This window comes from Nesterenkonia marinintestina (assembly GCF_025420485.1).
GTDB classification, from domain to species: Bacteria; Actinomycetota; Actinomycetes; order Actinomycetales; family Micrococcaceae; genus Nesterenkonia; species Nesterenkonia marinintestina.
The window spans coordinates 76,068-101,960 of sequence record NZ_JAOEFD010000002.1 but is presented as its reverse complement, the minus strand read 5'-3'; the positions used below and the strand labels follow the sequence as shown (position 1 = coordinate 101,960).

The following is a 25,893-nucleotide window of genomic DNA, read 5'->3' as shown; positions in this document are numbered from 1 at the left end:
CCGTCAGGCCAGCAGCAGGAGCATCAGCAGCAGCATCAGCAGTCCGGTCAGCATCATCGCCAGGGCGGTCGCCGTCAGCTTCGACGAGCGGGCGCGCGGTGCCGGGGTCTGGGGCTGCGGTCCGGGAGTCCAGGGGCTGTGGGGAGTCCCCTGGTGGCGGGTCGGCGGCGGGGCCGCCGGGCCGACGCCGGTCCCGCCTGTGGGCGGACCGTTCTGCGGGGAGGGGACCAGCGGCGGCGCGGCCGACCTTGTGGGCCCGGACTCGGCGGGGCCCGTGGCCGGGCCCTCCGGCGTCCACCCCTCAGGGAGCGGGGGGATGTGGTCGAAGAACTCCACCTCACCGAAGCCGTCGTCGTCATCCGACGATGCCGCGGCCAGCAGACCGGACTCGGCCAGTCGGCCTCGGGCGTCCTCGGCGACGCCGATCCGCGCGCGCAGCGACGGCTCGGCCAATGCGGCGACGATCTCGACCAGTGCCTCGGGCACGGGGTCGGCGCGCGGTGCGGCCGCGAGCGCCTCGGCGACGTCGACGTCGTCCTCCGGAGGCGCGCCGGTGAGCATCTCGAGGGCGCTCATCCCCGCGGAGTAGAGGTCTGCGCGCGGGTCGGGGTGCCAGCCCTGACGCCGCACCTCGGGCGCGAGGTACCCCGGCGTGCCCAGGGCGTAGGGACCCTGGGTGAGGCGGGGCTCGTCGATGCCCGCCGCGATGCCGAAGTCGCCGAGCCACAGGTGTGGGCGGCCGGTGCCGGTGGCGTCGAGCAGGAGGTTCGCCGGCTTCACGTCGCGGTGGACCACGCCCTCGGAGTGGATGGACTCCAGTGCGCTGAGCAGCTGGTCGAGCAGGACGGCGGCGAGCCGGACGGGCAGGGGGCCGAAGTCCCCGACGAGGGTGGCCACGGACCCGCCCCGCACCATGGGCATCGCGAAGAGGACCTTGTCGTCCTCTCCGGCCCACCCGGTGGGGGCGAGGACGTGGGGATGCTCGAGTCGCAGGCTCTGTTCGCGGATGAAGCGCAGCAGGGAGGCGGCGTCGACCTGACGGAGGACCTTGACCGCGCAGTAGCGGCTGCGCCGTCGGTCCCAGGCGCGCCAGACTGTGCCGACCCCGCCCTCACCGAGCGGGTCGACGAGTTCGTAGCGCCCGGCGAACACATCTCCCACGGGCGCTCAGTCTAACCGCCGCGGTCCGGACACCCTCATCGAGGGAGAGAATCTCGTGCTCCCACCCGGCGTGTCGGGGCCGGTTTCGCTCCCTCGATGAGGGGGCAGCGGGCTGAGATTCAGGAGTCGGCGAGTTCGCCTGCGGAGAGCCAGACCTCTTCGAGCTGAGTCAGTTCGGTCTCGACCTCGCTCAGCTCGGACTGCAGCCCGGCGAGCCGCTCGGTGTCCACAGCCTGCCCGGCCTCGGCCATCTGCTCGTGCAGCGCCGTCTGCCGTTCGGACAGCCGCTCCATCTGCTTCTCCACCCGGGACATCTGCTTCCGCGCCTGCCGCTTCTCCGCCTCGCTGACCTCAGAGTCACCCGCACCCGCAGCCGACGACGACGGCGACGCCGCTGTCGTCCCGGCCGAGGCTCGGTGATAGGTCTTCGCCGTCGGTCCCGGAGCCGCTTCGCGCCCGGAGCGGATCTCCAGGTACTGCTCGACGCCGCCGGGCAGGTTCCGCAGGGCACCGTCGCCGAGCAGGGCGAGCTGGTGATCGGTGACGCGCTCGAGCAGGTACCGGTCGTGGCTGACGACGATCAGCGTGCCGGGCCACCCGTCGAGCAGGTCCTCCACCGCGGCGAGGGTGTCGGTGTCGAGGTCGTTGGTGGGCTCGTCGAGCATGAGCACGTTCGGCTCCCCGGTGAGCAGCCTGAGCAGCTGCAGCCGTCGACGTTCGCCGCCGGAGAGGTCGCCGACCGGAGTCCACTGCCGCGACCGGGGGAAGCCGAGGGTCTCGAGCAGCTGCCCGGCGGTGAGCTCCCGGCCGCCGACGTCGAAGAGCGACTTCTCCTCGGTCATCACCTCGTGGACACGCAGGTGGGCCCGGGACTCGAGCTCTCCGACCTCCTGGGACAGGATGGCGGTCCGCACGGTCTTCCCCCGCCGTACCCGTCCGGCGTCGGGGGCGATCTGGTCGTCGAGGAGCTTCAGCAGAGTCGACTTTCCGGCGCCGTTGACCCCGACGACGCCGACCCGCTCCCCCGGCGCCAGCCGGTAGGTCACGTGGTCGAAGATGACCTTCTCATCCCGCGACTCGGCCTCCACGTCGGCGACGTCGACGGTCAGCGAGACGTCCTCGAGGTCCAGCACGTCCTTGCCCAGTCGGGCGGTGGCCATCTTCTGCAGCCGGAGGGTGTCGCGGGGCTCGGGGACGTCGTTGATCAGCGCGTTCGCGGCATCGATGCGGAACTTGGGCTTCGACGTGCGCGCAGGGGCGCCGCGGCGCAGCCAGGCGAGCTCCTTCTTCACCAGCTGCTGGCGCTTCTGCTCCTCCACAGCGGCCGCACGGTCGCGTTCGGCGCGGGCCAGCGTGTATGCGGCGTAGCCGCCGTCGAAGGCGTCGACGGTCGCGTCGTGGACCTCCCAGGTCAGGCTGCAGACCTCGTCGAGGAACCAGCGGTCGTGGGTGACGACCAGGAAGGCGCCGTCGTCGGCACGCCATCGGCGCTTCAGATGATCGGCGAGCCAGGCCACCCCCTCGACGTCGAGGTGGTTGGTCGGCTCGTCGAGCATGAGCACGTCGTCGTCGGACATCAGCAGCCGGGCCAGGGCCACCCGTCGCCGCTGGCCGCCGGAGAGCGCCCGGACGGGCCGTTCCCAGTCCAGACCGCCGAGCAGCCCGGAGGCGATGTCGCGCATCTTCGGATCCGAGGCCCACTCGTGCTCGGCGAGGTCCCCGACCACGGCCCGGCGGACGCTCAGGGCTCCGTCGAGCACGTCGGACTGGTCGAGGAACCCGACGGCGACGTCGTTGCGCCAGGTGACCCGACCCGCATCAGGGTCGGCGTGCTTGGCCAGCAGGCGCATCAGCGTGGACTTGCCGTCTCCGTTGCGTCCGACGATGCCGATGCGATCGCCGGCGTCGATGCCGAGGGTGACGTCGTCCAGGACCGTGCGGGTGCCGAAGGTGATGGAGAGCCCTTCGGCTCCGAGCAGATGTGCCATGGGTTAACACCTATCGCAGGACACGTCCGCGCCACGAACCGCGTCCGCGCCCCCACGACCGACCGACGGGCCGGTGTGACCTGTGTGACAGAGTGGACACCATGGATCCTCAGATCGTGTGCCTCATCGGACCCGGACTCAGTGCGGCGGCATGGCGGGACGTGGTCGACGAGATGGCGCCCGCCCCCGCCCTCTCGGTGACGCTCAGCGAGCTCGTCGAGGGCGATCTAGACGTCGATGCCGCGGCCGACGCGCTGCGACGTCGATTGGACGAGGCGCAGGTCCGCCGGCCCGTCCTCGTCGGAGTCTCGCTGGGGTGCCTGGTGGCGGCCCGATTCGCCGCCCGCTGCCCGGACCGGCCGCGCGCCGTGCTGCTGTGGGCGCCGGTGCTGCATCCGACGCCGGTGCGGACCTACATGGCCCACAAGATCCTCAACCCCAACCCCGTCGGTGGTCTCAGCTCCTCCGAGACGGTGGACCGTCAGCGCATCGCCAGGATCCTCGGGGACGCCACCGGCGCCGACATCCGCGACGACCTGCCCCTGATCACCGCTCCCGCAGTGGTGGCCTGCGGGCAGGACGACCTGGCCCATCACCGCCCCACCGAACGAGCGGCGAACGTTCTGCCGGACGCCGAGCACGAGATCGTCGACACCTGCGGGCATGACATCGCCGTCGACGCGCCGCAGGCGTTCCCCCGACTCATCGAGCAGGTCCTCAGCCGCGCAGCGGAGTCTCCCCCGGACGGTGGGTGAGCAGCCGGGCCCCCTGAGCCGGCCCGGAGACCGGGATGGCCCAGGCGGAGGTGCGCTCCTCCAGCCGTGCCGCGAGCGCGGCGGCGGCCTCGGCGTCCCGGGCGAGGAACATCACCGTCGGCCCGGATCCGGAGACCATCCCCTGCATCGCGCCCTCGACCATGCCGACGTCCATCATGTCGTCGAGCACCGGGAGCATGGACACGGCGGGGGCCTGCATGTCGTTGGCCATGAGCATCGCGGCGGTCTCGACGTCACCGGTGCAGACCGCGCGGATGAGGTCCTGATCCAGCTCGGGCGGCTCGGCCTCCACACCGGCCTCCTCGCGCATAGAGTCCAGCAGGCCGTAGACCTCCGGGGTGGAGAGCCCCGTGGTGGCGGGGACGATCACCAGGTGCAGCTCGCCGCGGGCCAGCAGCGGCGAGAGGTCGTCGCCGACGCCCTGCCCGACGGCGGCACCTCCCAGGATCGCGAACGGCACATCGGCGCCCAGCTCGGCCCCGAGCTCCGCGAGCTGCTCCTTGGAGAGGCCGGCGTCCCAGAGCGCGGAGCAGGCCACCAGGGTCGCCGCCGCGTCGGCGGATCCGCCGCCCATGCCCCCGGCGATCGGCACGTTCTTGGTGATGGTGAGGTCCACACCCCGGGTGTGGCCCAGGCGTGAGCGCAGCAGGGTGGCCGCACGGTGGGCGAGATTCTGCTCGTCGACGGGCACCGGCACGGCGACGACCTCCCCCGAGTCCCGATCCCGGAACTCGGTCTCTCGGAACGCCGACCGCTCCGACAGGGTGACGGTCACCGCGCCGTCGTCGCGGGGTGAGGCGGTGACCTCCTCGTGCAGCGAGACCGCCAGGTAGAGGGTGGCCACGGAGTGGTACCCGTCCTCGCGCGGCGGGCCGACGCGCAGGCCCATGTTCACCTTCCCCGGCGCCACGGCGGTGACGTAGCCGAAGAACTCGCTGTCCCTCATCCTGCGGTGCTCCTCCATGAGCCGGGTCGGCGGCTCGGTTCCGACTCTATCGCGGGCCTGTGACACCTCCCACGCTGTCTCGGGATCCGGGCCCTCCGGCCGGCCGACGCACGGATGTCTCACCTCGGGCGTAGAGTGCTGACATGGACGTTCTTCTGCTCTCCGTCGGGGTCGGCGCGGTGCCCGCCTTCCTCGAGGAGTCCCTGCCCGATGCCGGATCACCGGTGCGGATCGCCTACGTCGACGACGCCGCCGCGCCCTTCACCGAGGAGGCCTTCGTCTCCGACGAGCGGGAACAGCTCGCCGGCCTGGGCTACGAGCTCCGCGATGTGACCGCGGGGCGCCTGACCCCGGAGGACCTGCTGGCCGTGCTCGACGAGGTCGACGCCGTCTACGTCGCCGGAGGCCACACCTTCGTGCTGCTCCATGCGCTGCGCTCCTCGGGTGCGGACCAGGTGCTGCTCGAGGCGGTGCGGGGCGGGCTGCCCTACATCGGCGCCAGCGCCGGGGCGGTGGTGGCCGGTCCCAGCACCGAGCCGATCTCGCTGATGGACGATCCCGGTCAGGTGCCGGAGCTCACGGACCTCACCGGTCTGGGGCTCGTCGGCGACGTCGTCGTCCCCCACGCCGACGGCAATCTGGCTCCGTATCCGGCCGCCGTCATCGGAAAGGTCGTGGAGACCTACGACGCCGACTTCCCGCTGGTGCTGCTCCCCGACGACCACGCCCTGATCTACCGTGACGGCGCGCGGCACATGGTGGACTCGCCGTGACCTAGGGCCGGTCGGCCAGCGCGGCGGCGATCCGGGTGTAGTCCTCCACCGTGAGGGTCTCTCCGCGGGCCTGCGGGTCGACCCCGGCCCGCCGCAGCGCCTGCTCGGCGGCCTCCCCGCCGCCGGCGAGTCCGGAAAGCGCAGCGCGCAGGGTCTTGCGACGCTGGGCGAACGCGGAGTCCACCACGGCGAAGACCTGGGTGCGGGTGACCTCAGCTCCCAGCCGATCGGCGGCGGTCTCCCGGCGGTCGAAGCGGACCAGGCCCGAGGAGATGCGCGGCTCCGGCCAGAACACCCGCCGGCCCACGACCCCGGCCTTGCGCATCGTGGTGTCCCAGGCGGCCTTCACCGAGGGGACCCCATAGACCTTGGACCCCGGGCCTGCGACCAGACGGTCGGCGACCTCCTCCTGGACCATGACCAGCCCGCGGTCCAGCCCGGGAAGCTGCTGGAGCAGGTGCAGCACCACCGGCACCGCCACGTTGTAGGGCAGGTTCGCCACCAGCACCTCCGGAGCCCCGAGCTCCTCGCCGCCGACCCTCAGCGCATCCGCCTGCAGCACGGTGAGCCGCTCGGCCGACTCCGGTCGGAAGCCGGCCACGGTCTCGGGCAGCTGATCGGCCAGGGTCGGATCGATCTCCACCGCGGTGACCTGCGCGGCCTCATCCAGAAGGCCGAGGGTCAGCGAGCCCAGCCCCGGGCCGACTTCGAGGACATGCTCCCGCCCGGTGAGTTCGGCGAGTCCGACGATCCGACGGATCGTGTTCGGGTCGATCACGAAGTTCTGGCCCCACTGCTTGGTCGGGTGCACTCCGAGCCGGTCCGCCAGCGCGCGGATGTGAGCCGCGGAGAGCAGCTCGGGCATCGCACTCACGTCCAGCTCCCATAGGCCTGGACGGTGTTGTACATGACCTGCTGCCCCAGGGACTCCACAGTGGTGTCACGGTGTTCGGCCATGAACCGCAGGGTCTGTGGGATCAGGTAGGGGGCGTTGGGGCGGCCGCGGTAGGGGTGTGGGGTGAGGAACGGGGTGTCCGTCTCGACCAGGATCAGGCGGGGGTCGGCGATCGCGAGCGCCTCCCGCAGACCCGCGGCGTTGTTGAACGTCACGGTTCCGGCGAAGGACATGAACCAGCCGTTGTCGTTGCAGATCCGTGCCAGCTCGGCGTCGCCGGAGAAGCAGTGGAACACGACCGATTCGGGGATGCGCGGGGCGTCGTCCAATCCGGCGACGACGTCGTCGTGGGCGTCCCGGTCGTGGATCTGCAGCGCCAGCCCGCGGTCGACGGCGAGTTCGATGTGCCGGGCGAAGCTCTCGCGCTGGGCGGCCATCCCCTCCTCGCCGGTCCGGAAGCGGTCCATCCCGCTCTCCCCCACGGCGACGACCTGGTCCTCGGCGCTGAGCTCCACGATGCGGGCGAACGCATCCTCGAAGCCTCCGTCGGCGACCAGCTGCGGGGCCTCGTTGGGGTGCAGGGCGACGGCGGCCTTCATCCGCCGATGCTCCTGTGCGGCGCGCACGGAGAACTCTGAGGAGGCCACGTCATATCCGACGCCGATCACACCGCTGACGCCGACCGCTTCGGCCACAGCAAGGGCTTCGGCCACCTCCACGGTGAGCATGCCGTCGCGGAAGTCCAGATGCGCATGGTTGTCTATCACCGGCACGGGAAGCGGCTCGGGCGCCGGCGGATACTCGAGGCGGCGCCTCCGCCGGGACTTCTCCTCCCGGGAGTCCCGCACCGGCCCGTCGGGCCCCGCTCCGGCCCCCGCTCCGGCCCCCGCTCCGGCACCGGCGACGCTGTCGTGATCGGCGTCCTCGGGATGAGGGCACGGCACATAGGCGGCGGGAGTCTCCCCCGGGACGATCGTCGGCCGCTGCGGATCCATGCTCACCTCGCGTAGAGCCCGTCGACTGCGGAGGAGAAGTCCGCCAGCACCTGGTGCCGGCGCAGCTTCATCGACGCGGTCATGTGCCCGGAGTCCTCGGTGAGCTCGGCGTCCAGGATGGTGAACCGACGCACCGATTCGGCCCGGGACACGGTCGAGTTGGCCGCATCCACCGCCTGCTGGATCTTCGCGCGGACCTGATCGTCGACGCAGGCCTCGGCGAGGCTCATCTCAGCCCGACCCTCGAGACGGGACCAGGCGGAGAGCGCCTCGGGGTCCAGGGTGACCAGGGCGCCGACGAACGGCTGGCCATCGCCGACGACGATCACCTGCGAGACCAGCGGCTCCCGGCGGACGAGCTCCTCCAGCGGGGTGGGGTGCACGTTCTTGCCGCCGCCGGTGACGATGAGCTCCTTCTTCCGCCCGGTGATGGTGAGGAAGCCGTCGTCGTCGAGGGCGCCGAGGTCCCCGGTGCGGAAGAAGCCGTCCCGGTCGAAGGCGGCCTCGGTGCGTGCCTCGGCGGCGTGGTAGCCGTCGAAGATCACCGGGCCGCGCAGCAGCACCTCGCCGTCCTCGGCCAGGCGCACGGTGGTCCCGGGCACCGGCAGTCCTACCGATCCGATGCGCGTCGATCCGGGGATGTTCAGCGTGGCCGGGGCGGTGGACTCGGTGAGCCCGTAGCCCTCCTGGACGGGGACGCCGGCGCCGGTGAAGAAGTGGGCGATCTCGGGGTCGAGTGCGGAGGCCCCGGAGATCATGAACTCCGCGCGTCCGCCGAGGCCCGCCCGCAGCTTGGAGTAGACCAGCCGGGAGAACACGGCCCGCTTGGCCCGCAGCATCCGCGAGGGCCCCTCGCCGCGACCGGAGGCGGCCGCGTCCAGCGCCCGGGAGTAGGCGACGGCGGTGTCCCGGGCGGCGTCGAAGATCCGGCCCTTCCTCTGGGCGTGGGCCTTGGCGGAGGCTCCCTGGTAGACCTTCTCGAAGACCCGGGGCACGCCGAGCAGCCAGGTCGGGCGGAAGGAGGCGAGGTCCTCGGGCAGGGTGGCCGTGGAGGGCGAATGGGCGACCTGCACTCCGGCGTGCAGGCACATCAGCTGGACCGCACGGGCGAGCACGTGGGCCAGCGGAAGGAACAGCAGGGTGCGCGAGTCCGGGCCGCCGAGGATCTCGGCGGCGAACTCCACGATGTTGGCTCCGCCCTCGGCGAGGTTGCGGTGGGTGATCCGCGCACCGCTGGGGACGCCGGTGGTACCGGAGGTGTAGACCAGGGTGGCGACGTCGTCGAGCCCGGAGGCGGTGCGGGCGGACTCGAGCTGCTCGTCGTCCACGGACCGGCCCTGTGCGGCCAGCGCGGCCAGGGCCAGGTCGTCGCCGATGCCGTGCACCGGCACCTCGACGCCGGCCTCGGCCACGGCCCGCTCCATGGTCTCCGCGATCGCCTCGGTGCCGGCCATGGCGAGCGAGGCGCCGGAGTCGGTGAGGATGTGGACCACCTGGCTGACCGAGCTGGTCTCATAGATCGGCACGGAGATGCCGCCGGCGAACCACACGGCCTGGTCGATGACGGCCCAGGAGTAGCAGGTCGGCGACATCACCGCGACGCGGTCGCCCGGCGCGATGCCGAGGCCGATCAGGCCGCGGGCCACGGAGCGCACCCGGGTCAGGAACCGGGAGGCGGTCACGTCCATCCAGCCCCCGGCACCGGTGGGCACTGCGTACACCGGGCGGCGGGGGTCGCGGTCGACGAGGCTCAGCAGCCCGTCGGTGACGTTCGAGTCCTCGTCGAGGGAGCAGAACTGCGCGGTCGAGGCCTCGGTGATGTGGGGTGCGGCGGAAGTCACCCGGCCACTATATAGACACCGGCACGCTCGGAGACAGCTTCACGGATGGGCTCACGGACAGGCTCAGACCCAGGACGGCAGCCACATGCGTCGGCGCCAGTCGTCGTAGTCGATCAGCTCCCCGGTCCAGATCGGCCAGAAGTACACCGACACTGCGGTGACCACCAGCACGAAGCCCAGGACGAGCACGGTGTTGCGCCGGCGGGCGCCGTCGACCTCCCGCGCGGTGCGGGGCCGGCCGGCGGAGTCGGTGCCTCCGGTGCCGACCCGCAGCAGCAGGCCGAGCACGGCGACCACGGCGAGGACCACGAACGGGTGGTAGGCGATCGTGTAGAAGAAGAACATGGTGCGGTCGGGGAAGAGCAGCCACACCGCGAATCCGCCGACGACGCCGGCGAGGATCGCTCCGTACCGCCAGTCGCGGCGGCCCGCCCAGAGGATCAGCACCGCCAGCAGGGCGACCGTGCCGGCCCACCAGAGGATCGGGTTGGCGAGATCGAGGATGGCCGAGGAGCAGCGGTCGGCCGTGCAGCCCTCCTCCCCGGCCTCGAAGGACTGGTAGTGGAAGGACACCGGGCGTCCCATGAAGGGCCAGGTCCAGGCGGTGGAGGCGTAGTCGTGGCCGGAGTCCAGTCCCTGATGGAAGTCGGTGGACATCGCGTGATAGTGCCACAGCGAACGCAGCCAGTCCGGGACCAGTGCGGCGGCGCCCTCAGCGGGATTCTCGGCGGCCCAGGTCCGCGCATACCCGATGCTCGAGCGCAGCCAGCCGGTCCATGAGGCCAGGTAGGTCAGTGCGGCCAGCGGCAGCACGGTGGCCGCCGCCCAGGCGCCGTCGCGCAGCATCGAGACGGTGAACCAGCGCCGCACTCCGAGCTGTCGGCGGGCCTGGGCCTCCCAGCACAGGAACAGCACTCCGAAGACGGCGAGGAAGGCCAGGCCCGAGAGCTTCACGGCCACCGAGGCGCCGAGGAGGACGGCGGCGAGGAACAGCCAGGGACGGAACAGGACGAGCGGCCCCCGGCCGACGTCGTCGCCCCTCCGGGCACGCGCCGTCGATGCCTGCTGTGCCGCCGCCGTCCGTGCGGCGAGGATGCGACGGGTGCGGTACCTGTCGGCCAGCAGGGCGCCGAACGCCGCCAGCACGAACACCAGGAGGAAGATGTCCAGCAGCGCCACCCGGCTCATCACCAGGTGGTGTCCGTCCACCGCGCTCAGCGTCCCGGCCACCCCGCCGAGCAGCACCGAGCGGAACATGCGTTGGGCGATCAGGGCCACGAGCAGCACTCCGAGCGCCCCGGCCGCTGCGGCGGAGATCCTCCAGCCGACGGCGGTGTCCTCCCCGGCCAGCCGCATGCCGAGGGCGATGAGCCACTTGCCCAACGGTGGGTGGACCACGTAGTCACCGGTCATCCGCGGCCGGGGGTCGCCGTCGAGGAAGTCCTCGTCGGCCTCGTCCGGCCATTCGAGCTCGACCCCGGCCAGCAGCAGGGCGTAGGCGTCCTTGGCGTAGTAGGTCTCGTCGAAGATCAGCCGGTGCGGGAAGCTGAGGTCCCGCACGCGCAGGATGCCGGCCAGCACCGTGACCGCCAGCGGCACGATCCACCCCCAGATGCCGGGGCGGAACGGCACGGCGTGGAGCCGGTGTTCGAGGTCTCGGCGGCGGGCCGCGACGTCGTCGTCGGGTCGGGCCGGTGCGGCGGTCTGGCTCCTGGTCATCGTGGGTATGCTACTTGCCGAAGGTGTCGGCGAGGGGCGAGGTCAGCGGTGGAGCACACGGATGCGCGGCGGGACTCCGACGCCGGGGCCTCGGAGCCGCAGGGCCTCTGGGATGCGCCGATCGTGCTGGCGGCCACACCGATCGGGAACCTCTCCGACGCCACCGACCGGCTGCGGGCGCTGCTGCGCACCGCCGAGATCATCGCCTGCGAGGACACGCGCCGGACGCTGCAGCTGTGCCGGGCCCTGGGAGTGCGCCACCGGGCGCGTCTGGTGAGCCTGCACGAGCACAATGAGGCGACCCGTGCGGCCGAGGTCGTCGAGCGTGCCGCCGACGGGGCCAGGGTGCTGGTGGTCTCCGACGCCGGCATGCCGGGAGTCTCGGACCCGGGCTTCCGTCTGATGGGGGCCGCGGTCGAGGCCGGGGTCGAGGTCACCGCCGCACCGGGGGCCTCGGCCGTCGTGACCGCCCTGGCGCTCTCCGGGCTGGCCTCGGACCGCTTCACCTTCGCCGGTTTCCTCCCACGGCGCGGGGCTGAGCGGAGCCGGCTCGTCGAACGGCTGGCCGGCGAGGAGTGGACGACCGTGCTGTTCGAATCGCCGCACCGGACCGCGGCCACGCTGCGGGAGTTCGCGGACCGTCTGGGCGCGGACCGAGCTGCGGCGGTGTGCCGGGAGCTGACGAAGAAGCATGAGGAGATCCGGCGCGGCACCCTGGGCGCTCTGGCCCGCGGGGCCGAGGAGGATCCGGTACGCGGCGAAGTGGTGCTGGTCCTCGCCCGCGCTGAGCCCTCCCGTGGACTGAGCGAGGAGGAGCTCGTCGGGCTGGTGCTGGAGCGGGAGGCCTCCGGCGAGCGCCTGAAGGATGCGGCGAAGGCCGTGGCCTCCGAGCACGGTGCGGCGACGAGGGCGCTGTACGACGCCGCCGTCGCCCGTCGCTGATCCGAGGTTCCCCCGCCCCGACCCCGCCTCTCCCCCGACACACTCATCGAGGGAGCGAAAATGGCTCCGACTCGCCGAGAGCCGGGGCCAGAATCACTCCCTCGATGAGTCGAAGCCCCAACACACAAGTCGAGGGAGAGAAACTCGCCCCGACACGCCGTGGCGCGGGACGAGAATCTCTCCCTCGATGGGTCGGGGGCGCTGTATGTGCGGGTCGGTCAGCTGTCCTTGGCGAACTTGACCAGGCGCTTGTTGACGAACTCCTCCATGCCGTAGCGGCCCAGCTCCCGGCCGATGCCGGAGCGCTTCACTCCGCCGAAGGGCAGCTCGGCCGCGGTTCCGGAGCCCTCGTTGAGGTAGACCATTCCGGTCTCGAGCTGGTCGGCGACCCGCTCGGCGCGGGCGACGTCGGAGGAGTGCACCGAGGCCGAGAGCCCGTACTCGGAGTCGTTGGCCAGGGCGACGGCGGCGTCCTCGTCGGCCACCCGGTAGACCATCGCCACCGGGCCGAAGAGCTCCTCACGGTAGGCCCGCATCTCCTCGGTGAGACCGGTGAGCATCGTCGGCTCGTACCAGGCGCCGGGGCGGTCGGCCCGGCGACCGCCGGAGTGGACCTTCGCACCGTGGGAGACGGCGTCCTGGACCTGGGCGTCCAGGTCCTCCGCCGCGCGCTCCGATGACATCGGACCCATGAAGGTGTCCTCCGAGCTCGGGTCGCCGAGCTCCACGCCGCGGACCGCCTCTTCGAGCTTCTCGACGAAGTCGTCGTAGAACTCGTCGAGCACGATGATCCGCTTGGCCGCGTTGCAGGCCTGGCCGGCGTTGCCCATGCGGGAGAACACCGCCTGCTTGACCGCCTTCGGCACGATGTCGCGGTCCAGGACGATGAACGGGTCGTTGCCGCCAAGCTCCAGGACGATCTTCTTCAGATTCCGGCCGGCGACCTCGGCGACGGCCGTTCCAGCCCGCTCGGAGCCGGTCAGGGAGACCCCCTGGACCCTGCGGTCAGGGATGATCTGCTCGGCGACCTGCTCGTTGGAGGCGTAGACGTTCACGTACGCGCCCTCCGGCAGGCCGGCCTCGCGGAAGATCTCCTCCATGGCCTCGGCCGACTCCGGGCACTGCGGGGCGTGCTTCAGGAGGATGGTGTTGCCGATCATCAGGTTCGGCGCGGCGAACCGGGCCACCTGGTAGTAGGGGAAGTTCCACGGCATGATCCCCAGGAGCACGCCGTAGGGCTCATTGCGGACCACGGCACGACCGCCGCGGGCCACCGGCACCTCCTCGTCGGCCAGGTACTCCTCGCCGTGCTCGGCGTAGTACCGGTAGATCGAGACGACGATCTGCATCTCCGCCAGGGCCTGCTTCTTCGGCTTGCCCATCTCGCGGGTGATGATGGCGGCCAGCTCGTCGGCTCGCCGCTCGTATATGTCGGCCACCCGGCTGAGCAGCTGGGCACGCTCGGCGGGCGGGGTGGCCGCCCATCCCTCGAGTGCGCGGCCTGCGGCGTCGAGGGCCTGGCCGATCTGCTCGTCCGTCGCGGTCGGGAACTCCCGCTCCACCTCACCGGTGGCGGGATTTGTCACTGCATACGTGGTCATCTCCTCAATCTAATGAGCCGACCCGGGCGATGACAAGGCACGGCGGATGCCCGGTACTGTGAGGGCGAGGAGCGTGGGATTCCCCCGCCGACTCCGCCTTCGGACGACGGAGACCGACGTATGAGCACCCCCCAGGAGACCCCCGCGGCCGACCGGCCGGCGGGCAAGTCGGAGGTCCGTGCCCGGATCCGATCGGCACGTGCGCACCTCACACCCGAGACGGTGGCCCGACGGGCCGACGCTCTGGCCGAGCACCTGCTCGCACGCGTCTCCGAGTCGTCGCTCGTGGTCGGTTACCTGGCCATGCCGGGCGAACCGGACCTCCGACCGGCGATGGCCGCCCATCTGGCCCGCGGCGGGGAGGTCCTGGTGCCGCGGATCCTGGGCGGGGCGGCACGCGAGCTGGAATGGGTGGAGTGGTCCCCCCACGGCGAGACCGTCCGCAGCGCACACGCCCCGGTGGACGAGCCGGTCGGCGCACCGACGGACCTTGCGGCTCGCCTCGACCGCGGAGGAGCTCGGACGGTGCTGCTGGTGCCGGCCCTGGCCGTCGATGCCGACGGCGCCCGCCTGGGGCAGGGAGGGGGCTACTACGACCGATTCGTAGCCGGGCTCGAGCACCTCGCCTCAGCCCCGCCGGAGCTCTGGGCCGCAGTGCACTCCGAGGAGGTCCTCCCGATCGGAGCATTCCCCGTCGAATCGCATGATCTGAGGGTCGACCGAATCCTGACCGAGGACGGGATAGAATCGACCGGCGCCTGACGCGCCGCCGCCGCCGCGACCGCGGCCACCTGCTCCTACGGACCCTGAGGACCCTCCGATGCCCACCTACGCCTACGCGTGCAAGGACTGCGGACACAGCTTCGACATCCACCAGTCCTTCAGCGACGACTCGCTCACCGTCTGCCCCACCTGTGAGGGGCGGCTGCGGAAGAAGTTCGGTGCGGTGGGTGTGAGCTTCAAGGGTTCGGGCTTCTACCGCAACGACTCCCGCGCCGGTGCGTCCACGGGGTCATCCGGGTCCTCGGACTCGGCCGGGTCGACGAGCGACTCGGGCTCCTCGAGCTCCTCGGACTCCGGCTCGTCGGGCGGCTCCTCGTCGGAGAAGGCCTCGGCAGGGTCGGCGTCGGGCGGCTCGTCGTCCTCCGGCGCAGGCTCGTCCGGCGCGGGATCCTCCGACTGAACCGCCCGCTCACCTGAATCAACCGACTGACCCGGCTCATCCGACGAGGCTGAGGTGCAGCCGGCCGCGGTGGGCCGCCCGGGCGATCTCCTCCGCAGTCTCGGCGTCGACGGCGACGATGACCACGTCCCCCGCGTCGGCCGAGGACGCCAGCCAGGAGTCGTCCTCCCCGGTCGGGGTCCACAGCACGACGGCGGACTCCGCCAGGGTCGCCGCATCGGCCTGACGCCCCTCTCCGTCGCTGGAGGAGACCACATCGACCAGCTGACCGGGGCGGAGCATGGACACCAGACCCGCATCACCGGCGCGCACCGGCACCGCCACCGTTCCGGAGGGCTGTCCCCGGAGCAGCCCGGAGCCGACCAGATGAGACTCCGCGACCACGGCCCCCGGCGCCAACGGCACCGCCGTCCGCCGGTCGAGGAGCTCCTGCGCATCGGTCAGCGCATCCTGAGCCACAGACTCTCGGTCCACCTCGATCCGCTCGACGTCGCGGGAGGAGACCTCCTCCCCCGCGGCGACCGCCGAGGTCACCTGCAGCACGACCACCGACTCCTGCGGGTCCTCGGCCACGGCCAGCGCCCCCACGGCGCCGGCGCAGATCATCATCCCGACCACCAGCGGAATCCGCAGACGGCGCACCCACAGCCGCAGCGGAGAACCGACCAGACGCCGGTTCCTCGGCCGCCGACCGGAGGTCGAACGCCTGCGGGTCCGCTCAGGAGCCCGCCGACGTCCCCGCCCGCGCGGCGGTGCGAGGTCGTCCGAGACACGGTCCGGGGCACGGTCCGGCGTGCGGTCCGGCACCTGCTCCCTGGGTTCGCCCAGGTCTCCTCCACCGACGGCGGCGGCCATCAGCTCACCGCGGCGTCGACGCACACGACGCGACTCGGCACCGGATCGATCACCCCGATGCGTCAGGGCCTCAGCATCAGAGGCACCTGGCGCGATCCGGGGTGATGAGTCGGTGGATGACATGACCCGAGCATGGGCGATCCGGAGGCGCTATGCTCAGCCCCAGGCAGGCTCTGTGGAACGGGCCGCTCCTGCGGTTCCTCGGCCCCAGCCTTGGGGAGGAGGCCGAACCTGCTGCTCATGCGGAAGGAGCATGACATGGGCGAGCGTCTTCCTCTGATCGGGATCACCGGAGCGACAGGAGCCGTCGGGGGTCGGGTGGCCCGGCGTCTGGACGCCGAGGGCCACCGGCTGCGACTCATCGTCCGAGATCCCTCGCGTCTGGATCCGCTGCCCGAACGCGCGGCGGAGGACGGCCCGCCCATCGAGGTCCGTACGGCCTCATACTCCGACACCGATGCCGCACTGGAGGCGTTGCGCGGTGTAGACGTGCTGTTCATGGTCTCCGCCGCCGAGTCTCCGGACCGTCTGCGGGAGCACCTGACGTTCATCGACGCCGCCGCCGACGCTCAGGTGCCGCATATGGTCTACCTGTCCTTCACCGGCGCCTCGCCCCGGGCCACCTTCACGTTCGCGCGGACCCACTTCCGCACCGAGGAGCACCTGCGAAACTCCGGCATGGCATGGACCATCCTCCGGGACAACTTCTACTTCGCCCTGCTCGAAGCCATGGCCGGGCAGGACGGGATCATCCGGGGCCCTGCGGGTGAGGGGAGGGTCGCCGCCGTCTCCCACTCCGACGTCGCCGCCTCGGCCGCCGCCGTGCTGCGCACCCCGCGCGATCACGTCGAGCAGACCTACGAGTTGGCCGGTCCTGAGGCCCTCTCCCTCGGCCAGATCGCCCGGACCCTCACCGCGTCCACAGGGCGTCGGATCACCTACCGGCGCGAGAGCGTGCGGGAGGCCTACGCCTCTCGAGGGGACTACGGGGTGCAGCAGTGGCAGCTCGACGCCTGGGTCTCGACGTACACGGCCATCGCGGCCGGAGAGCTCGAGCGACGCAGCGACGTCGCCCGTCTGACCGGACGCCCACCGATGACCTTCGACCAGCATCTGGGAATCTGAATCTCAGGCCACGCACATTCCCGTCGGCGGCCTGCCTGCAGGTGTAGGATCGGCAGATCTGACGGGCGAACTGCGTGAGCGCGACGAGCCCTCTCTGACGCACGGCTGAAAGAGAGTTATCCATGGTGGGCGATTCTGAGCGCTATCGTGTCCTGCTTGTGAGCGGCTCGATTCAGTCGTTGGACCAGCCTGACGGGCAGGAACGTCTGAAGAGGTTCGCCGAAGCCGCTGACTACTCCATCCTCAATCTGTCCGAGCCGGAGGGGATCGTCGAGGCTCAGGACGAATCAGCAGAGGCAGACGTTCTCAGCGGCTTCGAATGGGGTGCAGTAACGGCCCTCGGTCTGAATGCGGTGAACCTGACGGGGGTGGTCGCCTCGGACCGGAGCGTCTCAGACGTCGGTGCGCTCATGGATGTCGTCGACGAGGCGCGACTCGATCATTTCGGGGTGGGTCGAACCCTCTCAGAGGCCCTGGCACCATTGCGCATCGAGCTGCCGACGGCCGTCGGCGGGGGAACGATCGAGTTCCACGGATCGGCAGAACGCGACCGGCGAACAGACGAAGGGAGCGGTCGGTTCGCCGACGATGAGTCGCCGGGATGCGTCCCGCTGACTGTTCCCGATGTGCCGGAGTGCCGCAGCCCCTCCTCTCCCAGCGACTCCCTGCATGTTGCGGTGCCGCTGTGGGGTCGCGGTGCCGCGTGGCGCACCGATGACCAGTTCCAGCTGACGCATCGATTCTTCAACAAGGACTACGACCTAGTGTTGGGGTACGGTTCGGCGCGTGCGCAGGAGGTTTACCGCAAACGGCGCCGGTGGGTCGTCTACGGTATCGGAGACGGCACGGATGCGGACCAGGACAAGCAGGGTTCGGGCGGCCCGGAAGATAGGCTTCCCTGCTCGTTCTTGGCCATGCTCGAGGTCGACGGCTCCGCGCAGAACCGTCGCCTGACCCTCAAGCTCTACCCCTCAACTGGGCTGAGTCAGCGCACGGACGCCTCTGACACTGCTGAGGCTGAATTCGACGACATCGTCAGTGCACTCAGCGCACGCCCAATGAGGCCGTGGCGATTCGACAATCCGGCACGGTCGACAGCTTCCGACGAACTGGGGCCGCACATCGCCCTCGACCTCGGCGCATGGCCGGTGGGGCAGACGCCGGCACGCCTCGAGTCCCCTACGGCTGACGGCGACCCCAGCGAATGGCCCCTACGAAGCCCGGACACGGCCCTCGAAGACGACATGCTTCGCCTGAACAAAGACCATAATGCATCGATGTTGGGGCTCGGTGCGCAGGCAGCCGGTGCGACTATCCACTGGCTGTCGAACTACTACGCCGTCGTCGAATCCGGAGAGAAACGGTTCCTCGTGGCCGGTGCCCTGACGCACGAATCCGCCATGGGTTCGAGGATCGTCGGCGACAAGGTCCTCACCGCGAAGCTCTTGGAAGCCGAGGGGGTGTCCACGCCCCGGACCCGCCTGGTCAACTCGGCTGCGGAGGCGGTCGACGCGGCACACGAGTTCCCGGGTCCGGTCGTCGTCAAACCGCGCGACGGTCACAAGAGCCAGGGGGTGTCCACCGATCTTCGGGACGACGACGAGATTCGTGAGGCGTTCGACTACGCCCAGCGATACCGCCGCGATGTCATCGTGCAGGAGTACATCGAGGGCACTGAGGAGATGCGGGTCATGGCCTCTCCGGACGAGGTCGTCGCCGTCAACATCCGAATCTTCCCACACGTCGTCGGGGACGGAGTCTCGACGGTGGAACAGCTCATCCAGGACAAGAATATGCAGAGGACCCTGAACCCTACACTGGGGCCCTCACCCATTCCTATCGACGGTCTCACGCGACGCCATCTGGAGCGTCAGGGGATGTCTCTGTCTCATGTGCCGGAGATGGGACGGCGGGTTCAGGTGCGAAATGTCGGCGGGGTCAGTGTCGGCGCGGACATCCATCAGGCACTCGAAGAGACCGGTGAAGACGTCAGAGAAACGGCGAAGAAGACCATTGCCACCGTCCCGGGACTGGGGTGGGGCGGGGTCGACCTCATCATTCAGAAGGGGACCGGCAAGGCCTACGTCATCGAGGTCAACACGACGGCCGCGTTCTCCTCCGCGGCGTTCCCGACGTACGGACGACCGCGTGACGTCACTCGGCAGGTCTGGCGGATCCGTGAGGCGGCGACCTCCCCGGCACCCCGACCGGACGCACACATCGAGATCGCCCACGCGGCGAACGAGGCATTGCCGCTCGTGCGCGGCGTCCCGGATGAGTCAGGACCGATTGCGATGTCTCGCCTCATCGAATCGTCCCTCACCGGCCAAGGATTCACCATCACACGCAAGAGCGGCAGGGTCAGGGTCGTGACCTCACCCGAGGGCGAAAGCACGTGGATGACGAGCCACGGTCTGACTGCCCCCGACCGGGCCGTTGTCCGCAGATTCATCAGACATCACGAGCGTGTCATGAACCTCTTCGATCTGGCGGGGGTCCCACGGGTCCGGGGGCGGAGCATCAAGACTCCACGAGGGATCGCCGCCTTCCTGGACAGACCCGTCGGGAGAGTCGCCCTTGTGCCCCGTGAGACGGCGTGGGGCAGCCAGGAGGCCAGGTTCCTTTCACGCGACGAAGCACTCACCGTGGATTCGCTGAACGAACGGTCCTGGATCCAAGCAGTCCCCAGCGGTCACCACTACCGTGTCCTGGCCATGATGAATAAGGCGTGGCTCGTCACGGGATCTGCTGGACAGAGTCAGCAATCGCCGACGTCAGCGCTCGACGCGGCGTCACGTGCCGCAGTGCAGGCAGTACGAGCAGTCCCAGAGCTTCGTTGGGCTGCGGTCGACGTAGTCGTCAGGCCGGGTCGAAATGATCAGGGACTGCCGGAGCGGGCTCTGGTCGAAGGCCTCGCACAGAGACCGGAGTTCTCCGCAGACGACGTCGTCTTGGCTGGTGACGTCGATGCCTTCTTCCGTGCCGTCGTCCTGGGAGAAGGCCTCGCCTGACATGAGCCGGGGCGTAGTCACAGAAGGTCGCGGACGCGTCGCCGTCGTCGGCTCAGGGCCGAATGGACTGACCGCCGCTGCGCTGCTGGCTCGCGACGGCTGGCAGGTCGACGTGTACGAGAAGAACTCCCACCCGGGGGGAGCCGCCGCATCCTCAGATCTTCTGGGGGGAGGCACCGTCGTAGACCTCGGCGCCGCTGGGCATCCGTTCGGTGTGGCGTCACCAGCGTTCCATGATCTTGACCTGACGTCCCACGGCCTCCGATGGGTGAACGCCGAGTTCCCGATGGCCCACCCGTTGCCCGGTCGCCCGGCTGCGCTCCTCCATCAAGACCTAGACAACACGGCGTTCGACCTGGGCCGTGATGCCGTCCGTTGGCGCGCCGTCCATCAAGGTCTGGTCCGACACATCGACGAGAACCTCGCCAACCTCCTGGCCCCCATCCTGCGCTGGCCTGCCCACCCCGTACGCCTGGCCGGCTTCGGTCCTGTCGCCGCGGCACCGGCCTCTTGGATCACAGGCGGGCTCTTCCAGGAGGAACCGGCCCGGGCCCTGTTCGCAGGATCCGCGGCGCACGCGATCACCCCACTCCAACGACCCCTCACCGGTGCATTCGGAGCCCTGTTCGGTGCCCTGGCCATGACCCGTGGTTGGCCCGTCGCCGAAGGAGGGTCCCAAGCGATCATCGATGCCCTGATCGATGTCCTCACCGAGCATGGCGGCGCCGTCCATACCGGACACGAGGTGAAGGACCTGCGTGACGTCGGAGCAGCGGATGCCGTCGTTCTGAACCTCACTCCGGCCCAGGTGCTGCGACTTCGAGGACCGGCGATCGAGGCCCTGCGATCCACGACCCGTTCACGCCTGGGTCGTTGGCGTTACGGCATGGGAGCCCACAAGGTCGACTACCTCTTGGACGGTCCCGTCCCGTGGACCGATCCGCGGGTCGGTGATGCGGCCACGGTCCACGTCGTGGGATCCAGCGACGAACTGATCCAGGCAGAATCCCTGGCCTCAGCAGGGAGGATGCCGGACCGGCCTTTCGTCATGGTGGGTCAGCAGCAGGCGGCCGACCCCACACGAGTGGTCGACAGTGGTCAGGGTCGCACCGTCGTCTGGACCTACGCGCACGTTCCCCACGGCTACACAGAGCCCCGACAGGGGCTCGTCACGTCGATGATCGAAGCACAGATCGAGCGGTTCGCTCCGGGGTTCCGAGACAGGATCGTCGACCGAGTGGCCACCACCCCGGCCGACCTGGAGCGGTGGAACCCGAACCTCATCGGCGGCGACATCGCCGGAGGTGCGATGACCGGCCTCCAGTCGCTGCTCCGCCCCGGACTCACGGCCTCTCCTCACCGGCTGCCTCAACGCTCGGCACATCGTTCGGGCCCGTGTCTCTATCTCGCCTCGAGCTCGACCCCTCCCGGGGCCGGCGTCCACGGTATGCCTGGGTACTGGGCCGCCCGAGCAGTCCTCGACGACTTCGGCAGAGACGAACGAGGGTGACTCATCGGCCTGCCCGGATGCCGGCGACTCATCGGTCCCGTCGTCGGGCCGCTGACGATCGACTCACCAGTGCGGGGGCCGCTGTTCGCGGAACCACCGCTCCCGAGACGGCGGCGTCGCGCCGGAGTCGTCGTCCTCCCCCGCAACGTAAGGACCCACGTCGGGGACGAAGGGACGTGCCTCGACCTCCTCGGGCTGCCCCGAGGTCGCCGGAGCCACCGCCCGACGACGGCCACGACGGCCCCGACCCCGATCCTGCGAGGTCCGATCCTCCGGGATCCGATCCTCGACGGGCCGGTCCACCGGCCGCTCACCCTCCGGCGTCGTCATCGGGCGTCCTCAGTGCAGGCGCTGGTTGCGCTCACGCGGAGTCAACCAGCGCTTGGAACGGCGGTGCGAGTCCTCGTCCTGGGCGTCGGCGGCCCCGCCGAAGCGCACCTGACGTCCACCGCCCGACGGCTTCTCCGAGGGCACACCCCCGAGGGGGATCCGCCCGTGCTCGGCGAACTCCGGTCCGGCGCCCAGGCCCACCTTCTCTGCGACCACCTCGGTGCAGCCGGCCGGGTCGGCGAAGACCTCGATGGTCCAGAGGACCATGTGCGACCACCCGTGGCGGACGAAGGCCTCCGGGATCTGCCGGGACCGCTCGCGGACCGGCATCTCGGCGTAGTGCGAGGTCCCGTCGGAGACCATCGCCAGCGGGGTCACCGGGACCTCGGGGGTGATCCTGCGCGGGCAGGCGGCCAGGTCGAGGGTGCCCCGGAATCCGTCCTCCACGCGGCCGCCCCGGGCTCGGATCCGGTCGACGAGGTCGAGCACCAGCGGGTCGGTCAGCGAGGCCGAACCGGTCGGGTTACCGGCCCCTCGCAGTCCCAGGTCCACCAGGCGCATGAACAGGTCCGCACCGCCCTCGATGCGCCGCAGGTCCAGGCCCTGCGGGATCAGGGAGGTGACCACGCGCAGGTGATCCCGGGCCCGTGTTGCGGCGGTCGCGAAGAGCTCCTCGCCGCGGTCGGAGGACAGGGCCCCGAAGTGGTGGGCCGGCTCCCCCTTGAGGCTGAATCCGTAGCCCAGGGACAGCACGACGTCGTCGCGGACGATGTGGGCGGCCCGCTCCACCGGCGCCACGACGAACGGCTCGTCGTCCTGCCGGGCGAAGAAAGGCCGCGCCCAGGCGTGGTGGTGCAGACCCTGCCGCACGGCGTCGGCCACCCGCACGGCGTGGGCCTCGGAGCCGGTGATCACCGCCAGCGACCGGTCCCGCCGCGAGCGGATGTGTTCGAAGACCATGTCGACCACCCGGTTGACCTCGCCGGTGGGCGAGTCGACCTGGTCGCGGGCCCCCGGCTTGGGGGGCTGTTCGGCGACGTGGTCCACGGTGATCCGACGGCCCTGCTCCGTGAGCTGGGAGGCGTCGGGCAGACGGCGCAGCTCACCCCGGTAGAGGGTCTCGGAGAGCAGCCCGGTGAGCTCCTGGTCGACGCCGCGGTGGACCCGACGCAGGTGGAGCAGGGGCAGCACCCGGGAGAGTGCGGTGTGGATCGACGTCAGCCGGTGGGGCCGCTCCCCCGTGCTGCTCGGTGCCGGCGCCGAGACCTGCAGCGGCTTGGGCGAACCGGAGACGGGGTCGCCGAAGGCCACCACCTGCCGCGCCCGGGAGATCGCACCCAGCGCGCCGGCCGTTGCCAGGGATTCGGCCTCGAGTAGGATCACCGCGTCGACGTCGGCGTCGGCCGGGAAGTGCTCCGACAGGCCCTGCGGGGAGGTGAGCAGGATGGGCGCCAACGGCTGGGTCAGCGCCGGGTCCACGGTGCCGAGGTCGGCGACGCCGGTGCTTCCGGTGCGCATGAGCTCCCGCAGATGCGCGGCCTGCTCGGGGTGCTGTTCGACCGCGGCCTTCCACCGGGAGGCGAGCGCGTGGTTGAGCCGCTGGGCCCCGGATTCGATGTGTGCGGCGTCGGCGGAGCGGAACTCCTCCTCGATGCTGCGCAGGTTCTCCCCGGTGGTCATCGCCAGGTAGTCGTCGCCGGAGATCATCGCCTCCAGAGCGGACTGCCACCAGGCGAGTTCGAGCTCGTCGTCGATCAGGTCCCGGGTGACTCCGCGGGCGGCGAAGTCGTCGAGCAGGTCTCGGAACCCCTGTTCGCGCAGCTGCTCCACCAGCAGGGTGCGCTCGGGCAGGGTCTCCAGAGAGCGCGCGTCCTCGGAGAGCGCCTCCACCGTGGAGATCATCTGCTCGACGGGCATGTCCATCAGGCTGTGGTCGTGGGGATCGGAGGGGTCCGCCAGCCGCAGGCCGTCGATGAGCTCCTCGACCATGGCCTGGACCTCGCCCATCACCCGGGCCAGCGGGTCCAGGTTCTTCGGCACCGAGGGCAGCGAGTCGGCCTCGCCCCACTGCAGCCACTCGTCGCGCTCCGTCGAGACGTCGGCCAGGGCTCCGTGCAGGTCCGAGACGTGGGCCCCGGGGCGCACATACTCCTTGGCGACCCGGCGCAGGCGCGATCGGGCGATCGAGGACATCTCGACTCCGTGGTCGCGGCGCCACCAGGCCGGTGCGGTGGCGGCGATGAGGTCGTCGACGGGCTTGGTGTAGACGTCGTGGCTGAAGACCCCGAGCGACTCCTGGATGCGCTGGAAGAGCAGCACCTGGGCGTGCCAGTCGGAGAAGGTCTCCCCCAGCCGGATCCCGGTCAGCGCCACCGCGGTCTCCATCAGACCCTTCAGCCGCGGCAGCTCGCCGCGCAGGCGACCGACCAGCTCCATGGCGTCGTCGGTCTCCTGACGGTTGCGCAGCCGGGCCCCGTACCAGGGGCTGGCATGGGTGGCGGCGTCGAAGGAGCCGAGCTCGGCGGCCCGACGCAGCTTCACCTGCACCGGGGAACGGTCCACGGTGTTGTCCAGCACCGAACGCTTCAGCCGGACCGGGGTGGCCGGGGCCGGACTGATGGAGGTCAGGGCGGCCAGCGCCTGCATCGCCTGGTACGGGGAGCACTCCCACCGGGAGCGCACGTGGTGCAGGGAGGAGACGTGGTCGATGAGCTGGTGCCGCGCCTCGGTGAGCCGGGTGTGCAGGGCGGCCAGCCGCGGCGGTTCGGTCCGCTCGACGCGCTTGACCGCGCGGACAAGCTGCTCACGCAGGTCGTCCGGCGAGGCCGACGCCGGCACGTGAAGGGCCAGGGTGCTCAGCCGGGCCCTGCCCAGCCGCGCGCGGAACTGCTCCAGCGCGCCGGGACGTTCGGCGACGACGAGCACCCGCCGACCCTCCCAGGCCAGAGAAGCCGCGGCGTTGAGCGCGGTCTGGATCTGCCCGGTGCCGGGGGGCGAGGAGACGACGACGGAGCGGCCGACGCCGACGGCGTCGAGGACCTCCTGCTGGTCGACGTCGGCGTCGAGGACGAGCTTCTCGTCCTTCGGCGCCCGTTCGTCGGACGGGGGCAGCTCGCGCTGGGCCTGCTCGGCGTCGCTCTGGTCCACGTCGAGGTGGGAGGCCAGGGCGCCGAGGATCGGGTGGCCGGTGTCCAGGACCGCGGAGCTGACGTCGGCGAAGTCGGCGAACGTGGAGAGGTAGACGTGGCGCCACACCTGCAGCGAGGCCAGTGAGGCGCTGCGGCGGCCTGTGGTCTCGGTGGCCTGACCGGCCAGGCGCAGGAGCAGTTCGGCGGGACGGTGCTGGTCGAGGCGGGCGGTGGCGTAGCCGGCGGCGTGGAACTCGTCCGGGTCGAGGCTGAGGTCGTGGCGTTGGGCCATGTGACGGGCCAGGGCCGGGTTGAGCCGAGCGGTGCCGGCGAACTGGACCTCGAAGTCGTCGGACTCGGTGCGCCGGCGGATGGTCACCGGGACGAGCATCAGCGGGGCGGTGAACTGTTCGACCCCGGCTGCGGTGGTCTCGGACCAGGAGGCGACGCCCACGGCGAGGTGTCCGGCGTCGATGCCGCGCTCCTCGGAGAGCTCACGGATCTTGGTGCGGATCCCGTAGGCCGCAGTGCGGGCCGTCTCGAATGCGGCGGCGTCGATGAGCATGGTGGACAGGCGGGTCTTCCGACCGGCCATCAGCTGCATCAGTCCCGAGGAGTTGGCCTCGGTGAGGTCGATGGCGGAGTGCTTCGACGGGGTGAAGCGCAGCAGGGAGTCGTTCTCGGCCCCGGCGCCGAGGGAGTCGATCCAGGCGGTGACCAGCGCCTCGGCGTCGACCTCGGAGAGGTCCGCAGTGTGCTCGACGTCGTCGTCGGACTCCTGCGGGTCCGCGTTCTGGGCGGCGCTGATGAGATCCTCGTCGGCCTCGCCCGGTTCCGGGTCAGACTCAGAGTCAGACTCTGCTTCCGGCTCGGCCTCGGCATCTGCGGCGGGGCCTTCGTCGGACTCTGCGTCGGGCTCTTCGTCGGGCTCAGCGCCCGCCTCATCATCCGACTCGAGGGCAGGGGACGGCTCGGCGCCCTCCTCTGCGGCGTCCTGCACCCTGTCCTCCGCGTCGTCCGCGAGGGACTCGGTCTCGGGTGCCCTGCCGCCAGGCGTCGTCTCCTCTGTGCTCACACTCGCCCTTCCAGCGTGGTCGTGTCCCGGTGGGACGAT

The 25,893-nt window shown here is 70.8% G+C and carries 19 protein-coding genes; 8 read left to right on the top strand and 11 right to left on the bottom strand.

Going from position 1 to position 25,893, the window contains the following annotated elements; all coding sequences use genetic code 11:
• Nucleotides 1-3 precede the first annotated feature (3 nt).
• Nucleotides 4-1,161 (bottom strand): serine/threonine-protein kinase, encoded by a 1,158-nt coding sequence (locus tag N7E59_RS02675; protein ID WP_261623368.1) that lies wholly within the window; start codon nucleotides 1,159-1,161, stop codon nucleotides 4-6.
• Between the two features lie 119 nt (nucleotides 1,162-1,280).
• A complete protein-coding gene (locus tag N7E59_RS02670; protein WP_261623367.1) occupies nucleotides 1,281-3,149 on the bottom strand; it encodes an ABC-F family ATP-binding cassette domain-containing protein in 1,869 nt (622 codons plus the stop codon).
• Between the two features lie 101 nt (nucleotides 3,150-3,250).
• Between N7E59_RS02670 and N7E59_RS02665 the strand changes: the two genes are divergently transcribed.
• The gene (locus N7E59_RS02665; RefSeq protein WP_261623366.1) at nucleotides 3,251-3,904 is read left to right on the top strand and encodes an alpha/beta fold hydrolase; all 654 of its coding nucleotides are present in this window, start codon (nucleotides 3,251-3,253) and stop codon (nucleotides 3,902-3,904) included.
• Here the strand turns inward: N7E59_RS02665 and N7E59_RS02660 are convergent.
• Complete coding sequence (locus N7E59_RS02660) at nucleotides 3,867-4,871, bottom strand: 4-(cytidine 5'-diphospho)-2-C-methyl-D-erythritol kinase (RefSeq protein ID WP_261623365.1); 1,005 nt, start codon at nucleotides 4,869-4,871, stop codon at nucleotides 3,867-3,869. The two genes, N7E59_RS02665 and N7E59_RS02660, sit on opposite strands and share 38 nt — an antisense overlap.
• A gap of 143 nt (nucleotides 4,872-5,014) precedes the next feature.
• Between N7E59_RS02660 and N7E59_RS02655 the strand changes: the two genes are divergently transcribed.
• Entirely contained in the window at nucleotides 5,015-5,644 is a 630-nt protein-coding gene (locus N7E59_RS02655) for a Type 1 glutamine amidotransferase-like domain-containing protein (protein ID WP_261623364.1), read from the top strand.
• A gap of 1 nt (nucleotide 5,645) precedes the next feature.
• Here the strand turns inward: N7E59_RS02655 and rsmA are convergent, their stop codons facing one another.
• From rsmA to N7E59_RS02635, 4 genes are all read right to left on the bottom strand, one after another.
• Nucleotides 5,646-6,509: a 16S rRNA (adenine(1518)-N(6)/adenine(1519)-N(6))-dimethyltransferase RsmA gene (gene rsmA, locus N7E59_RS02650; RefSeq protein WP_261623501.1), complete on the bottom strand. Its 864-nt coding sequence runs from the start codon at nucleotides 6,507-6,509 to the stop codon at nucleotides 5,646-5,648.
• A 5-nt stretch (nucleotides 6,510-6,514) separates the two neighbouring features.
• The gene (locus N7E59_RS02645) at nucleotides 6,515-7,534 is read right to left on the bottom strand and encodes a TatD family hydrolase (RefSeq protein ID WP_261623363.1); all 1,020 of its coding nucleotides are present in this window, start codon (nucleotides 7,532-7,534) and stop codon (nucleotides 6,515-6,517) included.
• Between the two features lie 2 nt (nucleotides 7,535-7,536).
• Nucleotides 7,537-9,375: an AMP-dependent synthetase/ligase gene (locus tag N7E59_RS02640; RefSeq protein ID WP_261623362.1), complete on the bottom strand. Its 1,839-nt coding sequence runs from the start codon at nucleotides 9,373-9,375 to the stop codon at nucleotides 7,537-7,539.
• A 63-nt stretch (nucleotides 9,376-9,438) separates the two neighbouring features.
• Entirely contained in the window at nucleotides 9,439-11,094 is a 1,656-nt protein-coding gene (locus N7E59_RS02635; protein WP_261623361.1) for a dolichyl-phosphate-mannose--protein mannosyltransferase, read from the bottom strand.
• Between the two features lie 48 nt (nucleotides 11,095-11,142).
• Between N7E59_RS02635 and rsmI the strand changes: the two genes are divergently transcribed.
• A complete protein-coding gene (gene rsmI, locus N7E59_RS02630) occupies nucleotides 11,143-12,036 on the top strand; it encodes a 16S rRNA (cytidine(1402)-2'-O)-methyltransferase (RefSeq protein ID WP_261623360.1) in 894 nt (297 codons plus the stop codon).
• A gap of 218 nt (nucleotides 12,037-12,254) precedes the next feature.
• Here the strand turns inward: rsmI and N7E59_RS02625 are convergent, their stop codons facing one another.
• Nucleotides 12,255-13,637, bottom strand: coding sequence for an NAD-dependent succinate-semialdehyde dehydrogenase (locus N7E59_RS02625; protein WP_261623359.1), 1,383 nt, complete (start codon nucleotides 13,635-13,637; stop codon nucleotides 12,255-12,257).
• A gap of 120 nt (nucleotides 13,638-13,757) precedes the next feature.
• Between N7E59_RS02625 and N7E59_RS02620 the strand changes: the two genes are divergently transcribed.
• Together N7E59_RS02620 and N7E59_RS02615 are read left to right on the top strand one after the other, a co-directional pair.
• A complete protein-coding gene (locus N7E59_RS02620) occupies nucleotides 13,758-14,399 on the top strand; it encodes a 5-formyltetrahydrofolate cyclo-ligase (RefSeq protein WP_261623358.1) in 642 nt (213 codons plus the stop codon).
• A 58-nt stretch (nucleotides 14,400-14,457) separates the two neighbouring features.
• Nucleotides 14,458-14,820: an FmdB family zinc ribbon protein gene (locus N7E59_RS02615; RefSeq protein WP_261623357.1), complete on the top strand. Its 363-nt coding sequence runs from the start codon at nucleotides 14,458-14,460 to the stop codon at nucleotides 14,818-14,820.
• Between the two features lie 36 nt (nucleotides 14,821-14,856).
• On the opposite strand, the gene N7E59_RS02610 is transcribed toward N7E59_RS02615, so the two are convergent.
• Nucleotides 14,857-15,675: an RcpC/CpaB family pilus assembly protein gene (locus tag N7E59_RS02610; protein ID WP_261623356.1), complete on the bottom strand. Its 819-nt coding sequence runs from the start codon at nucleotides 15,673-15,675 to the stop codon at nucleotides 14,857-14,859.
• Between the two features lie 258 nt (nucleotides 15,676-15,933).
• Here N7E59_RS02610 and N7E59_RS02605 point away from each other — a divergent pair, with 258 nt between their 5' ends.
• The 3 genes from N7E59_RS02605 to N7E59_RS02595 all read left to right on the top strand — a co-directional run bounded on the left by N7E59_RS02605 (nucleotide 15,934) and on the right by N7E59_RS02595 (nucleotide 21,321).
• Nucleotides 15,934-16,800, top strand: a complete 867-nt coding sequence (locus N7E59_RS02605; protein WP_261623355.1) for an SDR family oxidoreductase — start codon at nucleotides 15,934-15,936, stop codon at nucleotides 16,798-16,800.
• A gap of 179 nt (nucleotides 16,801-16,979) precedes the next feature.
• Nucleotides 16,980-19,811, top strand: a complete 2,832-nt coding sequence (locus tag N7E59_RS02600; RefSeq protein ID WP_261623354.1) for an ATP-grasp domain-containing protein — start codon at nucleotides 16,980-16,982, stop codon at nucleotides 19,809-19,811.
• On the top strand, nucleotides 19,768-21,321 hold the full coding sequence (locus N7E59_RS02595; protein WP_315942973.1) for a phytoene desaturase family protein: 1,554 nt from the start codon (nucleotides 19,768-19,770) through the stop codon (nucleotides 21,319-21,321). The genes N7E59_RS02600 and N7E59_RS02595 overlap by 44 nt, the downstream gene beginning before the upstream one ends.
• 63 nt (nucleotides 21,322-21,384) lie before the next feature.
• Here N7E59_RS02595 and N7E59_RS02590 read toward each other — a convergent pair whose 3' ends face one another.
• A complete protein-coding gene (locus tag N7E59_RS02590; RefSeq protein ID WP_261623353.1) occupies nucleotides 21,385-21,651 on the bottom strand; it encodes a hypothetical protein in 267 nt (88 codons plus the stop codon).
• Between the two features lie 9 nt (nucleotides 21,652-21,660).
• Nucleotides 21,661-25,854, bottom strand: a complete 4,194-nt coding sequence (locus tag N7E59_RS02585) for a DUF4011 domain-containing protein (RefSeq protein WP_261623352.1) — start codon at nucleotides 25,852-25,854, stop codon at nucleotides 21,661-21,663.
• Nucleotides 25,855-25,893: the final 39 nt, after the last annotated feature.